Raw genomic sequence first — 13,390 nt, 5'->3', positions numbered from 1 at the left:
ATGGGACGGCTGGCTTCCTGCTTCGGGTCGGGGTCAGTCCGAGGTTTCACTGAGCAGCTTGATGGCTGCAGCGCCGACCTTGCGTACCGCGTCTTCGATCTGCGCGGTTGGCTTGGCAGCGTAGTTCATCCGCAGGCAATTGCGGTACTTGCCCGAGGCGGAAAAGATGCTGCCCACGGCAATCTGCACCCCTTGCTCGAGCAGCACTCGGTTGAGCTTCAGAGCATCAAAGCCCTCGGGGAGTTCGATCCACAGCATGAAACTGCCCTGTGGCCGGCTGGCGCGAGTGCCGGCGGGGAAGTAGCGGCTGACCCAATCGAGCATCAGGTCACGATTGCGCTGGTATTGGGTGCGCATTTTGCGCAAATGCGGCTCGAAGTGCCCGCTCTTGAGAAACTCGGCGATGGCTACTTGGGGCTGCGGGGCCGTGGAGCCGGTGCTGATGTATTTCATGTGCAGTACACGTTCCAGGTAGCGACCGGGCGCTACCCAGCCGATGCGCAGGCCTGGGGCCAGGGTTTTCGAGAACGAGCTGCACAGCAGCACCCGGCCATCATCGTCGAAGGACTTGATGGTGCGCGGGCGCGGGTAGGTGTAGGCCAGTTCGCCATACACATCGTCCTCGATGATCGCCACGTCGAAGCGCTGGGCCAGGGTCAGCAGTGCCCGCTTGCGCGGCTCCGGCATGATGTAGCCCAGGGGGTTGTTGCAGTTGGGCGTCAACTGTATGGCCTTGATCGGCCACTGTTCCAAAGCCAGTTCCAGAGCTTCCAGGCTGATTCCGGTAATGGGGTCGGTGGGGATCTCCAGGGCCTTCATGCCCAGGCCCTTGAGGGTCTGCATGGCGCCGTGGAAGCTCGGCGAGTCCACGGCGACGATATCCCCCGGCTCGCAGATGGCGCGAATGCTGGTGGACAGCGCCTCGTGGCAGCCGGTGGTGATCACCAGGTCGCCGGCCCCCAGCTGGCAGCCGGAATCCAGCATCAGTCGCGCGACCTGTTCGCGCAGCTCCAGCACGCCGTAAATGTTGTCGTAGTGCAGGCCTGGCATGTCCTGGCGCCGGCTGAGGCGGGCCAGGGCCCGAAGCAGAGGCTTGAGGGTGGGGGTGGTGATGTCCGGCATGCCGCGGCCCAGTTGCACCACGTCCTTGCGCGGCACGGCGCGAATCAGTTCCAGCACCTGGTCCCACTGCGAGATCTCTACCGGTCGCTGGGCCGGGCGGCCAACGGCGGGCAGGGCGGGCAGTTCGCGGCTGGGCGGCACGAAGTAGCCGGACTTGGGCTTGGGCATCGCCAGGCCGTTGTCTTCCAGCAGGCGGTAGGCCTGCTGCACGGTGCTCAGGCTGACCCCGTGCTCGACGCTCAGGGCGCGCACTGAGGGCAGTCGATCGCCGGGGCGGTAGAAGCCCTGCTCAATGCGGGTGCCCAGGAGTTCGGCGAGGTTGACGTAGAGGGTCATGGCATTGGCTCGTAGTGGGGGCGCGAGGACCGGTACAGATGGGGCAAAAATACAGGATTCAGCAGGATTTTTGGCAAAACTGTATGGAGTTAATACCGCTGTATTGAGTCTGTAATGGTTTTTGCGCACCAAGCATCCTATTGGCTCATGGCAACTTTGAGCAAACAGGAGCAATACAGATGAACGGCTTGAGCGATGTGCGTCTGTCGTTACGGAGTCAGGAGCTGCAGGCAGAGCAGGAGCAGGCACTGGCGGCACGCCTGCCACGCTCCGCACCGCCTGGGCTGAGCCCGCTGGGTCTGTACTGGCATCGGCTGCGCACGCGCAAGGCGTTGCTGGAGCTGACTGCCGAGCAGTTGCGCGATGTCGGCCTGAGCCGGGAAGAGGCGCGGGCCGAAGGTCTCAAGCCGTTCTGGCGGCTGTAGGCCGACGCCGCGCAGCCACGGGGAGGGTCAGAGCAGTTCCTTCAAGCGGTGCCAGAGCATGCCCAGGGCCAGCAGCGGCGAGCGCAGATGCTTGCCGCCCGGGAAAGTGATGTGCGGCACCTTGGCGAAGAGGTCGAAACCGCCGCCGTGCTGGCCGCTGATGGCCTCGCCCAGCAGCTTGCCCGCCAGGTGCGTGGCATTCAGGCCGTGGCCCGAATAGGCCTGGGCGTAATACACATTGGGCTGGTCCTTGAGCCGGCCGATCTGCGGCAGGCGGTTGGCGCCGATGCCGATCATGCCGCCCCACTGGTAGTCGATCTTCACTGCGGCCAGTTGCGGGAACACTTCCAGCATCTTCGGCCGCATGTAGGCGGCGATGTCCTTGGGGTCACGGCCCGAATAATGACAGGCACCCCCGAACAGCAGGCGCCGGTCAGCCGAAAGGCGGTAGTAGTCCAGGGCCACGCGTTGGTCGCAGACCGCCATGTTCTGCGGCAGCAGTTCCTGGGCCAGGGCCGGGCTCAAGGGTTCGGTGGCGATGATGTAGCTGCCGGCCGGAAGCACCTTGCCCCCCAACTCCGGATTGAGATCGTTGAGGTAGGCGTTGCAGCCCAGTACCAGGGTCTTGGCCCGGACGGTGCCGCGACTGCTGTGGACCTTGACCTCGGGGCCGTAGTCGATGCGGGTCACCGCAGAGTGCTCGAACAGTTGCACCCCCAGTTGCTGCGCCGCCCGGGCTTCGCCCAGGGCCAGGTTCAGCGGGTGCAGGTGGCCCGAACCCATGTCGATCAAGCCGCCAACATAGCGCTTGGAACCCACCACGCTGTGCATTTCATCGGCCTGCAGCAGCCGGGTCTGGTGGCGATAGCCGAGGCTGCGCAGTTCCTCGGCGTCTTCGGCGAAGCCGGCAAGGTCGGCCGGCTTGTTGGCCAGGTCGCAGTAGCCCCAGGTCAGGTCGCAAGGGATCTGGAAACGCTCGATGCGTTGGCGGACGATCTCCACCGCCTCCAGCCCCATGAGCTTCATCTGCCGCACTCCGTCCTCGCCTATCACCTTGGTGAACTGGTCGAGGCCGTGGCCGACGCCGCGAATCAACTGCCCGCCATTGCGCCCGCTGGCGCCCCAGCCGATCTTGTGCGCCTCCAGCAGGACCACGCTGAGGCCACGCTCGGCCAGTTCCAGCGCGGTGTTGAGCCCGGAAAAACCGCCCCCGACCACGCACACATCGGCTGTCAGATCGCCCGCCAACGCTGGGTAGTCAGGTTGCGGCAGGCTGCTGGCGGCATAGTAGGAAGCGGCGTGCTGAAGGCTGGCGGGCATGGGATGCGTCCTGATGATGGTGTCGGTAAAAATGCGCGGAGCATAAGTCGGGCCTTTGCGCCGGGGCAACCGCAGGACGCCCGGTCCTGTCTGCCGCCAGGCATTTAGGGCAGAATTCACGGCTATTCATGCCCCGGTAGTCTTTTTCATGAGCTGTAACCGTCAAATCGTCCGCAGCCTGCGTCAGCAGATTCCCTCTTTCGAGTGCGTTCCCGGCTGCCACGACTGCTGCGGCCCGGTGACCACCTCGCCGGAGGAAATGTCCCGCCTGCCGCGCAAGACCGCTGCCGAGCAGGAAGCTGCCATGGACGAGCTCAACTGCGTGCACCTGGGGCCCAACGGTTGCACCGTGTATGACGAGCGTCCGCTGATCTGCCGCCTGTTCGGCACCACGCCGAGCCTGCCTTGCCCCAACGGCCGGCGCCCGGTGGAGATGATCCACCCTCGGGTCGAAAAACAGATCCACGACTACATGGCCAGCACTCGCCAGGTCCTGGTCTAGCCCCGCGCACCCCGGCTTGCCGGAAGGCTTCACCCTCTCGCTTCAATCCGGAATCGGCAGGCTCAGGCTCTCCTTCACTTCTTCCATGACGATGTAGCTCTTGGACTCGCGCACGTGGGGCAGCTTGAGCAGGATGTCCCCCAGCAACTTGCGGTAGGACGCCATTTCCGAGATCCGCGCCTTGACCAGATAGTCGAAGTCGCCGGACACCAGGTGGCACTCCAGTACGTGGGGCAGCTTCAGCACCGCCCGGCGAAACTCCTCGAAGGTATCGCCGGACTTGTAGTCCAGGCTGATCTCGACGAACACCAGCAGGCTGCCCTTGAGGTGCTGCGGATTGAGCCGCGCGTTGTAGCCCATGATGATCCCTTCGCGCTCCAGGCGGCGCACGCGCTCGGTGCAGGGGGTGGTGGAGAGGCCCACTCGCTCCCCCAGCTCGGTGAAGGAAATGCGTCCGTCGGCCTGGAGTATCCGCAAGATATTGCGATCGATCTTGTCCAGGGCCCGACGGGTCTGATGGTTGGTGCGCATAGGGGATGCCCCTCCGTGAAAAGCAATATCGCCGAGAATTCTCGCCAAATATAGGCGGTTATATAGTGAAAATCACTGCTCAATGTTTCTTACACTGCGCCCATCTTTGCTCTGAATAACAAACGTCAGCGGTCAAGCCGCGATGAGGATATGAAAATGCGCGTTCTGGTCTTGGGCAGTGGCGTTATCGGAACCACCAGTGCCTATTATCTGGCTCGAGCCGGATTTGAAGTGACCGTAGTGGACCGTCAGCCGGCCGCCGCCATGGAAACCAGCTTCGCCAACGCCGGCCAGGTCTCGCCTGGCTATGCGTCGCCCTGGGCCGCTCCGGGTGTACCGCTCAAAGCCATCAAATGGCTGCTGCAGCGCCACGCGCCACTGGCGATCAAGGCCACGGCCGACATCGACCAGTACCTGTGGATGGCGCAGATGCTGCGCAACTGCACCGCCAGCCGCTATGCGGTGAACAAGGAGCGCATGGTGCGCCTGTCCGAATACAGCCGTGACTGCCTCGACGAGTTGCGAGCGGAAACCGGCATTGCCTACGAAGGCCGCAGCCTGGGCACTACCCAGCTGTTCCGCACCCAGGCGCAGCTGGACGGTGCGGCGAAAGACATCGCCGTGCTCAAGGAATCCGGCGTGCCGTTCGAACTGCTGGACCGCGAAGGCATCGCCCGGGTCGAGCCGGCCCTGGCCAACGTCACTGACATCCTCGCCGGTGCCCTGCGCCTGCCCAACGACCAGACTGGCGACTGCCAGATCTTCACCACGCGCCTGGCGGAAATGGCCAGCAAGCTGGGTGTGGAATTCCGCTTCGGCCAGGACATCCAGCGCATCGACTTTGCCGGTGACCGGATCAACGGCGTGTGGATCGACGGCAAGCTGGAAACCGCCGACCGCTACGTGCTGGCCCTGGGCAGCTACTCGCCGCAATTGCTCAAGCCGCTGGGCATCAAGGCGCCGGTGTACCCGCTCAAGGGTTACTCCCTGACCGTGCCGATCACCAATCCGGCCATGGCCCCGACTTCCACCATCCTCGACGAAACCTACAAGGTCGCGATCACCCGTTTCGACAACCGGATCCGGGTCGGCGGCATGGCGGAGATAGCCGGTTTTGACCTCTCGCTCAATCCGCGCCGGCGTGAAACGCTGGAGATGATCGTCAACGATCTCTATCCTCAGGGCGGCGACCTGTCCCAGGCCAGTTTCTGGACCGGGCTGCGTCCCACTACTCCGGATGGCACGCCGATTGTGGGCGCCACGCCGTTCCGCAACCTGTTCTTGAACACTGGCCACGGTACGCTCGGCTGGACCATGGCTTGCGGTTCCGGTCGCCTGCTGGCGGACCTGATGGCCAAGAAAAAGCCGCAGATCAGCGCCGAAGGCCTCGATATTTCCCGTTACGGTAACCCTCAGGAGTCAGCTAAACATGTCAATCCAGCGCCAGCTCACCAATGAGCGCATGAGCCAGATTGTTGTCCACGGCGGTACGGTGTATCTGTCCGGGCAAGTCGGCGATGACATGCAGGCCGGGATCGAACAGCAGACCCGCGAGACCCTGGCCAACATCGAACGCCTGCTGGACCTGGCCGGTACCGACAAGAGCAAGCTGCTGTCGGTGACCATCTACCTGAAGGACATCGATGCCCACTTCGCTGGCATGAACAGTGTCTGGGACCAGTGGCTGCCAAAAGGCGTGGCGCCGGCCCGGGCCACGGTCGAAGCCAAGCTGTGCGAACCGGAAATCCTGGTCGAGCTGTCCGTAGTGGCCGCTCTGCCTTAAGCGACAAGATCCCTCTCCCGGTGCCGGTGGCGGCTCGCCGTTATCCAGCACCGGTTTTTTATTCCCCATGACCGCCTAGAAGTCTGCCGCCATGCGCCCTGCCCGTGCCCTGATCGATCTCCAAGCCCTGCGTCACAACTACCAACTGGCCCGTGAAACCTCGGGAGTTCGTGCTCTCGCGGTGATCAAGGCCGATGCCTACGGCCATGGCGCGGTGCGCTGCGCCCAGGCACTGGAAGGCGAGGCCGACGGTTTCGCCGTGGCCTGCATCGAAGAAGCCCTGGAGCTGCGCGCCGCGGGCATTCGTGCGCCGGTGCTGCTGCTGGAAGGTTTTTTCGAAGCATCCGAGCTGGCGCTGATCGTCGAGCATGATTTCTGGTGCGTGGTGCATTCGCTGTGGCAACTCGAAGCCATCGAGCAGGCGGCCGTGGCCAAGCCACTGACGGTCTGGCTCAAGCTGGATTCGGGCATGCACCGGGTCGGCCTGCATCCCAAGGATTACCAGGCGGCGTATCAGCGCCTGCAGGCCAGCGGCAAGGTCGAGAAGATCGTGCTGATGAGCCACTTTGCCCGCGCCGATGAACTGGACTGCCCGCGTAGCAGCGAGCAGGTGGCGGTATTCGAAGCGGCTCGCCAGGGCCTCGGAGCGGAAATCAGCCTGCGCAATTCGCCGGCGGTCATGGGCTGGCCCAGCGTACCCAGCGATTGGGTGCGCCCGGGCATCATGCTCTACGGTTCGACGCCGTTCGAAGAAAACAACTCGGTGGCCGCGCGCTTGCAGCCGGTAATGACCCTGGAGTCCAAGGTGATCTGCGTGCGTGAACTGCCGGCCGGCGAGCCGGTGGGCTACGGCGCCAGGTTCATCACCGACAGGCCAATGCGCATCGGCGTGGTGGCCATGGGGTATGCCGACGGTTATCCGCGCCATGCGCCTACTGGTACGCCGGTACTGGTGGCCGGCCAGCGCAGCCGCCTGCTGGGCCGGGTGTCCATGGACATGCTGTGTGTCGACCTGACGGACGTGCCCCAGGCCGGTCTTGGTTCGACCGTGGAGTTGTGGGGCAAGAACATCCTCGCCAGCGATGTTGCGCAGGCCGCCGATACCATCCCTTATCAGCTGTTCTGCAACCTGCGCCGGGTACCGTTGGTGTACTGCGAAGGCTGAGATTCCGTGGGCTGTACCGAAAGTCGCCTTCCCGGGGGGAATCGGGAGCAAGTGTTGTAAATACTGAACGCTGTCGCCATGATAACGCTCAATTACAACAACGCCTGATTCCCGCCTAGGAGGCTGCCGCATTGGACGTCGGTGAACGACTGCAATCCATCCGTAAACTGAAAGGTCTTTCCCAGCGTGAACTCGCCAAGCGTGCGGGCGTCACCAATAGCACCATTTCAATGATCGAAAAGAACAGCGTCAGCCCCTCGATCAGCTCGCTGCGCAAGGTGCTGGGCGGCATTCCCATGTCCATGGTGGAGTTCTTCTCCGAGGAAATTCTCCAGGAAACGCCTTCTCAGATCGTCTACAAGGCCCACGAACTGATCGACATCTCCGATGGTGCGGTGACCATGAAGCTGGTGGGCCGGGCTCATCCGAGCCGCGCCATTGCCTTCCTCAACGAGATCTACCCGCCGGGTGCCGATACCGGTGAAGAGATGCTCACCCATGACGGCGAGGAAACCGGGATTCTCCTCGAGGGGCGCCTGGAACTGGTGGTAGGGCTTGAAACATTTGTCCTCGAAGCCGGCGACAGCTACTACTTTGAGAGTACGAAGCCGCACCGTTTCCGTAATCCGTTCGATGTTCCGGCGCGACTAATCAGCGCAGCCACTCCGGCGAACTTCTAGATCAAGAGGCGTCCTGCAAGGCTTGCAGAGAGGCCCCCAGCGACATTTTGCCGCGAATAAGACCCCTTCGACTTTGGGGTTGTTTCAGTGTGGCGGGCTAACCGTTATACTTTCGCCCGCCTGCGAAACCGTGGCCGCAGGCGTGACTAGCCACCATTGAGGGTGTACGCGTGAACCTAATTATGAAAATGCTGGCCGCACCAGCAACCGTATTGGCCCTTTGGGCAGTCAGCGCTCAAGCTGCGACTAATGATGATATTGCCAAGCGTCTTGAGCCTGTCGGCCAGGTCTGCGTCCAGGGGCAGGAATGCAAGGGTATGGAAGTGGCCGCCTCTGCGGGCGGTGGCGGTGGCGCGAAATCCCCGGATGACGTGATCGCCAAGCACTGCAACGCTTGCCACGGCACCGGCCTGTTGGGCGCACCGAAAATCGGTGACACCGCAGCCTGGAAAGAGCGCGCCGATCACCAGGGCGGCCTCGACGGCATCCTGGCCAAGGCCATCACCGGGATCAACGCAATGCCGCCTAAAGGCACTTGCGCCGATTGCTCCGATGACGAGCTCAAAGGTGCAATCCAGAAGATGTCCGGCCTGAAATAAGCCGCCATCTTCAGCGAAAAAGCCGCTTACGAGCGGCTTTTTTGTGGGCGTAATTTGCCCTGTGTACTGGTCAATGCAGCAAACTCCCGGCAAGCTCGGTCCAACCTCAATTCATGGACGGTCCCCGGAGGGTCAGATGCTGCAATCCTGTTCTATCGAGCATGCGGTGGATGAAGTGCTCGCGCGTTTGCCGCAACACATTCACATGGGCATGCCCCTGGGGCTGGGTAAACCCAATCGTTTCGCCAATGCCCTGTACCGGCGCATCGCCGGGATGCCGGAACGCCAGCTGACCATCTACACCGCTTTGAGCCTGGGCCGGCCGGCCCTGGGCGACGGTTTGCAGAAGCGCTTTCTCGAACCCTTCGTCGAACGGGTATTCGGTGACTACCCGGAGCTGGATTTTCTCGCTGACCTGCATCGCGACAGCCTGCCGGCGAACATTCGCGTCGAGCAGTTCTTCATGCAGCCCGGCAGCCTCCTGCACAGTGCCCCGGCGCAGCAGGACTACGTCAGCAGCAACTACAGCCATGCCGCCCGGGACATCAACGCAGCCGGTCTGAACCTGGTGGCGCAACTGCTGGCCAGGGACCCGCAAGACGCGGGACGCCTGAGCCTGAGCTGCAACCCGGACATCACCCTCGACATGTTGCCGATGATTGCCAAGCGCCGGGCGCAGGGGGAAACCATCCTGATCCTCGGCCAGGTCCACAGCGACCTGCCCTATATGCCGGGTGACTCGGAAATCGATGCCGCGGACCTCGACCTGCTGATCGACGAAGAGGAACGCAGTACGTTGTTCTCCACGCCGAACATGCCCGTGGGCATCCAGGACCATTGCATAGGCCTGCACGCCAGCACCTTGGTGCGCGACGGCGGCACCCTGCAGATCGGCATTGGCTCCATGGGCGATGCGCTGACCGCGGCCTTGCTCGCACGGCAGGCGGACAACGAGGGCTACCGCGCACTGCTGGCAGACCTGCAGGTGGATTACTGGCAGCCGCTGATCGATCGCGAAGGGGGTGTCGAGCCCTTTGCCCAGGGGCTCTACGGCTGCAGCGAAATGTTCGTCAACGGCCTGCTGGCCCTGGCCGACGCGGGCATCGTGCGGCGCAAGGTGTACCCGACGGTGGCGCTGCAAGAGCAAGCCAATGCCGGCACCCTGGATCCGGATTCGGCTGTCGGCGGGGTCTCGATCCATGGCGGTTTCTTCCTTGGCCCGCGCAGCTTCTATCAGCGCCTGCGGGAGCTGCCCAAGAGCAGGCTGGCGCAGTTCAACATGACCGCCATCAGCTACATCAACGAGCTGTATGGCCATGAGGAGCTCAAGCGTCTGCAACGCCGGGATGCGCGCTTTATCAACAGCGCCTTCACCATGACCCTGATGGGTGCGGCGGTGTCCGACCAGTTGCAGGGCGGGCGCGTGCTGAGCGGGGTGGGCGGGCAATACAACTTCGTCGCCCAGGGCCATGCCCTGGCGGATGCCCGCTCGGTGCTGATCCTGCGCAGCTGGCGCGAGTCGGCGGGGGAAGTGAGCTCCAACATTGTCTGGGAATACGGCCACTGCACCATCCCCCGTCACCTGCGGGACATCGTGATCACCGAGTACGGCATCGCCGATCTGCGGGGCAAGACGGACGCCAAGGTGATCGAGGCGTTGCTCAATATCAGCGATTCACGCTTCCAGGCCGGATTGATCGAGCAGGCACAGAAAGCCGGCAAGCTGGCGAAGGACTTTCGTCTGGAGCCGCGTTTTGCCGACAACAGCCCACAGCGTTTGCAGAACATTCAGGCGCGTCATCGCCACCTGTTCCCGGAGTATCCGCTGGGCAGTGATTTCAGCGCCCAGGAGCGCGATCTGCTGCGGGCGCTGAACTGGCTCAAGAGCAAGTTCAAGCTCAGCGAGATCCTCGAGCTGGGCAAGGCGGCACTCGACGCACCGGAGCCCGCGGCGTTTGCCGAGCACTTGGAACGCATGGGGCTGGAGAAACCCGAAGGCCTGCGTGAAGACCTGTACCAGCGGTTCCTGCTGGCGGGTCTGCAGGCCACGGCCCCCAACTTGTCGTAGGAGACGGCTTGCCGGCGAATGGGCCTTCAAGTCTTGCGCTGCTCTCAAGGGCGTCTTCGCTGGCAAGCCAGTTCCTACACAAGTCTGTTGCTCTGGCGGGCGGGGTTACTCGATGAAGGTGACCACGCCGCCGGCCAGGGATTTGACCCGGGCCAGGGATTCCACGCGGTAGCCCTGGGAGTCCAGTTCGGCACGGCCGCCCTGGAACGACTTCTCGATGACGATGCCCAGGCCGGCCACGGTGGCGCCGGCCTGCTTGATGATCGAGATCAGTGCCTGGGACGCCTTACCGTTGGCCAGGAAGTCGTCGATGATCAGCACGCGGTCGCTGCTGGTCAGGTGCCGCGGGGAAATGGCGACGGTGCTTTCCACCTGCTTGGTGAAGGAGTACACGGTGGCCGACAGCAGGTTCTCGGTCAGGGTCAGGGACTGGTGCTTGCGGGCGAAGATCACCGGCACGCCCAGGTTCAGACCGGTCATGATCGCCGGGGCTATCCCTGAGGCTTCGATGGTGACGATCTTGGTGATGCCCGAATCCTTGAACAGCGTGGCGAATTCGTCGCCGATCAACTTCATCAACTGCGGGTCGATCTGATGGTTCAGAAAGGCGTCGACCTTCAGTACTTGATCGGAAAGCACGATGCCTTCTTCGCGAATTTTCTTGTGCAGTGCTTCCACGGAGCTTCCTCTACTGGCCACGTCTGGGCCAAAGGTCTGTTAAAAAATAGTCGATTTTAACGCTTTAACATCGCGCGTATATCCGCCAAGGCGCTATTGCCGCGAACGGCCTTCACTTCGGTCGGGGTGTCGTCGTTGCCTTCCCAGGCCAGATCGTCCGGGGGCAGCTCATCGAGGAAACGGCTCGGCGCGCAGTCGATGATTTCACCGTACTGCTTGCGCTTGGCTGCAAAGGTAAAGGCCAGGGTCTGACGCGCGCGGGTAATGCCCACGTAGGCCAGGCGCCGTTCTTCCTCGATGGTATCGGCTTCGATACTGGAGCGGTGCGGGAGGATTTCCTCTTCCATGCCCATGATGAACACGTAGGGAAATTCCAGACCCTTGGAGGCATGCAAGGTCATCATCTGCACGCCCTCGGCGCCGTCTTCCTCTTCCTGCTGACGTTCCAGCATGTCGCGCAGGACCAGCTTGCCGATGGCGTCTTCGACGGTCATCTCGCCGTCTTCGTCTTTTTCCAGGGTGTTCTTCAAGGCCTCGATCAGGAACCAGACGTTGCCCATCCGGTAGTCCGCCGCCTTGTCGCTGGAGCTGTTGGTGCGCAGCCAGTTCTCGTAGTCGATGTCCATGACCATGCTGCGCAGGGCGGAAATCGGGTCTTCGCCGGCGCACTGTTCGCGGACCCGGTCCATGAAGCGCTTGAAGCGCGCCAGGCGGTCGGTGAAACGGCTGTCCAGATGTTCGCCCAGGCCGATTTCGTCGGTGGCGGCGTACATCGAGATCTTGCGTTCGGTGGCGTAGTTGCCGAGTTTTTCCAGGGTCGTGGAGCCGATTTCCCGGCGCGGCACGTTGATCACCCGGAGGAAGGCGTTGTCGTCATCCGGGTTCACGATCAGGCGGAAGTAGGCCATCAGATCCTTTACTTCCTGGCGTCCGAAGAAGCTGTTACCGCCGGACAGGCGATAGGGCACCTGGTGGTGCTGCAGCTTCAGTTCGATCAGCTTGGCCTGGTAGTTACCCCGGTAAAGAATGGCGAAGTCGCTGTAGGGGCGGTCGGTGCGCAGGTGCAGGCTGAGGATTTCCATGGCCACCCGTTCGGCCTCGGCATCTTCGTTGCGGCAGCGGATCACGCGGATCTCGTCGCCGTGGCCCATCTCGCTCCACAGCTGCTTTTCGAATTCGTGGGGGTTGTTGGAGATCAGCACGTTGGCGCAGCGCAGGATACGGCTGGTGGAGCGGTAGTTCTGCTCCAGCATCACCACTTTCAGGGACGGGTAGTCGTCCTTGAGCAGCATCAGGTTTTCCGGGCGTGCGCCGCGCCAGGCGTAGATCGACTGGTCGTCGTCGCCCACCACGGTGAACTGGTTGCGCTTGCCGATCAGCATCTTCACCAGCAGGTACTGGCTGGCATTGGTGTCCTGGTATTCGTCCACCAGCAGGTAGCGCACCTTGTTCTGCCATTTCTCCAGGATGTCGGCGTGCTCTTCGAACAGCTTCACCGGCAGCAGGATCAGGTCGTCGAAGTCCACTGCGTTGAACGCCTTGAGCGTGCGCTGGTAGTGGGTGTAGACGATGGCGGCGGTCTGTTCCTTGGGGTTGCGGGCGTTTTCCAGGGCCTCGGCGGGCAGGATCAGGTCGTTCTTCCACGAGCCGATCATGTTCTTGATCTCGTCGACGCCGTCGTCCCCGGAATACTCCTTCTGCATGATGTCGGTCATCAGGGCCTTGACGTCGGTCTCGTCAAAGATCGAGAAGCCCGGCTTGTAGCCCAGCCGCACATGCTCCTTGCGGATGATGTTCAGGCCCAGGTTGTGGAAGGTCGAGACCGTCAGGCCACGGCCTTCGCCGCTGCGCAGCAGGGTGCCGACCCGCTCCTTCATTTCCCGCGCGGCCTTGTTGGTAAAGGTCATGGCGACAATGTACTGGGCGCGGATGCCGCAATTCTGGATCAGGTGCGCGATCTTGCGGGTGATCACGCTGGTCTTGCCGGAGCCTGCGCCGGCGAGCACCAAAAGAGGGCCGCCGACATAGTTCACGGCTTCTTGCTGCCGGGGATTGAGTCGGGACATGACGGTAAAAAGGGATCGGTTACGAAAAGGGCGGGCATTTTAACAGGCTGGACGGATTCTGCTGCCTCTGTCCGACTTGTGACGTACAACGCGATCTAAATTTGCCGGTTTTGAT

Annotated in this window: 13 protein-coding genes; 8 read left to right on the top strand and 5 right to left on the bottom strand. The window is 62.6% G+C overall.

All coding sequences use genetic code 11. The features are described from left to right. Window positions 1-33 precede the first annotated feature (33 nt). A complete protein-coding gene (locus tag PFLCHA0_RS29930; protein ID WP_011064214.1) occupies window positions 34-1,458 on the bottom strand; it encodes an aminotransferase-like domain-containing protein in 1,425 nt (474 codons plus the stop codon). Between the two features lie 179 nt (window positions 1,459-1,637). Between PFLCHA0_RS29930 and PFLCHA0_RS29925 the strand changes: the two genes are divergently transcribed. Beyond that, entirely contained in the window at window positions 1,638-1,883 is a 246-nt protein-coding gene (locus tag PFLCHA0_RS29925) for a DUF1127 domain-containing protein (protein WP_011064213.1), read from the top strand. Window positions 1,884-1,910: 27 nt separating this feature from the next. Here PFLCHA0_RS29925 and PFLCHA0_RS29920 read toward each other — a convergent pair whose 3' ends face one another. Continuing rightward, window positions 1,911-3,203, bottom strand: coding sequence for an NAD(P)/FAD-dependent oxidoreductase (locus PFLCHA0_RS29920; protein ID WP_011064212.1), 1,293 nt, complete (start codon window positions 3,201-3,203; stop codon window positions 1,911-1,913). Between the two features lie 148 nt (window positions 3,204-3,351). On the opposite strand from PFLCHA0_RS29920, the gene PFLCHA0_RS29915 reads away from it, so the two are divergent. Then, window positions 3,352-3,705 carry a YkgJ family cysteine cluster protein gene (locus tag PFLCHA0_RS29915; protein WP_011064211.1) on the top strand — a complete coding sequence of 118 codons (354 nt, stop codon included), beginning with the start codon at window positions 3,352-3,354 and terminating at the stop codon, window positions 3,703-3,705. A 42-nt stretch (window positions 3,706-3,747) separates the two neighbouring features. Here the strand turns inward: PFLCHA0_RS29915 and PFLCHA0_RS29910 are convergent, their stop codons facing one another. Then, entirely contained in the window at window positions 3,748-4,236 is a 489-nt protein-coding gene (locus PFLCHA0_RS29910; RefSeq protein WP_011064210.1) for an Lrp/AsnC ligand binding domain-containing protein, read from the bottom strand. A 156-nt stretch (window positions 4,237-4,392) separates the two neighbouring features. Here PFLCHA0_RS29910 and dadA point away from each other — a divergent pair, with 156 nt between their 5' ends. From dadA to PFLCHA0_RS29880, 6 genes are all read left to right on the top strand, one after another. Beyond that, window positions 4,393-5,694 (top strand): D-amino acid dehydrogenase, encoded by a 1,302-nt coding sequence (dadA, locus tag PFLCHA0_RS29905; protein ID WP_011064209.1) that lies wholly within the window; start codon window positions 4,393-4,395, stop codon window positions 5,692-5,694. Next, window positions 5,666-6,019, top strand: a complete 354-nt coding sequence (locus tag PFLCHA0_RS29900) for a RidA family protein (RefSeq protein WP_011064208.1) — start codon at window positions 5,666-5,668, stop codon at window positions 6,017-6,019. Before dadA ends, PFLCHA0_RS29900 begins: the two co-directional genes overlap by 29 nt. A 91-nt stretch (window positions 6,020-6,110) precedes the next feature. After that, window positions 6,111-7,184 (top strand): alanine racemase, encoded by a 1,074-nt coding sequence (gene alr / locus PFLCHA0_RS29895; protein WP_015637463.1) that lies wholly within the window; start codon window positions 6,111-6,113, stop codon window positions 7,182-7,184. Window positions 7,185-7,315: 131 nt separating this feature from the next. Next, window positions 7,316-7,864 (top strand): cupin domain-containing protein, encoded by a 549-nt coding sequence (locus PFLCHA0_RS29890; protein WP_015637462.1) that lies wholly within the window; start codon window positions 7,316-7,318, stop codon window positions 7,862-7,864. Window positions 7,865-8,046: 182 nt separating this feature from the next. Continuing rightward, entirely contained in the window at window positions 8,047-8,463 is a 417-nt protein-coding gene (locus PFLCHA0_RS29885; RefSeq protein WP_011064205.1) for a c-type cytochrome, read from the top strand. Window positions 8,464-8,599: 136 nt separating this feature from the next. Further along, window positions 8,600-10,531, top strand: coding sequence for an acetyl-CoA hydrolase/transferase C-terminal domain-containing protein (locus tag PFLCHA0_RS29880; RefSeq protein ID WP_015637461.1), 1,932 nt, complete (start codon window positions 8,600-8,602; stop codon window positions 10,529-10,531). Between the two features lie 105 nt (window positions 10,532-10,636). On the opposite strand, the gene PFLCHA0_RS29875 is transcribed toward PFLCHA0_RS29880, so the two are convergent. Both PFLCHA0_RS29875 and rep read right to left on the bottom strand, forming a co-directional pair. Beyond that, window positions 10,637-11,209 (bottom strand): xanthine phosphoribosyltransferase, encoded by a 573-nt coding sequence (locus tag PFLCHA0_RS29875; RefSeq protein WP_011064203.1) that lies wholly within the window; start codon window positions 11,207-11,209, stop codon window positions 10,637-10,639. Window positions 11,210-11,265: 56 nt separating this feature from the next. Further along, window positions 11,266-13,275 (bottom strand): DNA helicase Rep, encoded by a 2,010-nt coding sequence (gene rep, locus PFLCHA0_RS29870; protein WP_011064202.1) that lies wholly within the window; start codon window positions 13,273-13,275, stop codon window positions 11,266-11,268. Window positions 13,276-13,390: the final 115 nt, after the last annotated feature.

Source organism: Pseudomonas protegens CHA0, assembly GCF_000397205.1.
In the GTDB taxonomy this organism is placed as follows: domain Bacteria; phylum Pseudomonadota; class Gammaproteobacteria; order Pseudomonadales; family Pseudomonadaceae; genus Aquipseudomonas; species Aquipseudomonas protegens.
Note: the sequence above shows the minus strand (reverse complement) of the source record. Positions and strands in the feature narration are given on the sequence as shown.

Excerpts from the sequence above, each read along its gene's own strand:
- PFLCHA0_RS29930 (WP_011064214.1), bottom strand. The coding sequence starts at position 1,458 with ATGACCCTCTACGTCAACCTCGCCGAACTCCTGGGCACCCGCATTGAG.
- PFLCHA0_RS29925 (WP_011064213.1), top strand. The coding sequence starts at position 1,638 with ATGAACGGCTTGAGCGATGTGCGTCTGTCGTTACGGAGTCAGGAGCTG.
- PFLCHA0_RS29920 (WP_011064212.1), bottom strand. The coding sequence starts at position 3,203 with ATGCCCGCCAGCCTTCAGCACGCCGCTTCCTACTATGCCGCCAGCAGC.
- PFLCHA0_RS29915 (WP_011064211.1), top strand. The coding sequence starts at position 3,352 with ATGAGCTGTAACCGTCAAATCGTCCGCAGCCTGCGTCAGCAGATTCCC.
- PFLCHA0_RS29910 (WP_011064210.1), bottom strand. The coding sequence starts at position 4,236 with ATGCGCACCAACCATCAGACCCGTCGGGCCCTGGACAAGATCGATCGC.
- dadA (WP_011064209.1), top strand. The coding sequence starts at position 4,393 with ATGCGCGTTCTGGTCTTGGGCAGTGGCGTTATCGGAACCACCAGTGCC.
- PFLCHA0_RS29900 (WP_011064208.1), top strand. The coding sequence starts at position 5,666 with ATGTCAATCCAGCGCCAGCTCACCAATGAGCGCATGAGCCAGATTGTT.
- alr (WP_015637463.1), top strand. The coding sequence starts at position 6,111 with ATGCGCCCTGCCCGTGCCCTGATCGATCTCCAAGCCCTGCGTCACAAC.
- PFLCHA0_RS29885 (WP_011064205.1), top strand. The coding sequence starts at position 8,047 with ATGAAAATGCTGGCCGCACCAGCAACCGTATTGGCCCTTTGGGCAGTC.
- PFLCHA0_RS29880 (WP_015637461.1), top strand. The coding sequence starts at position 8,600 with ATGCTGCAATCCTGTTCTATCGAGCATGCGGTGGATGAAGTGCTCGCG.
- rep (WP_011064202.1), bottom strand. The coding sequence starts at position 13,275 with ATGTCCCGACTCAATCCCCGGCAGCAAGAAGCCGTGAACTATGTCGGC.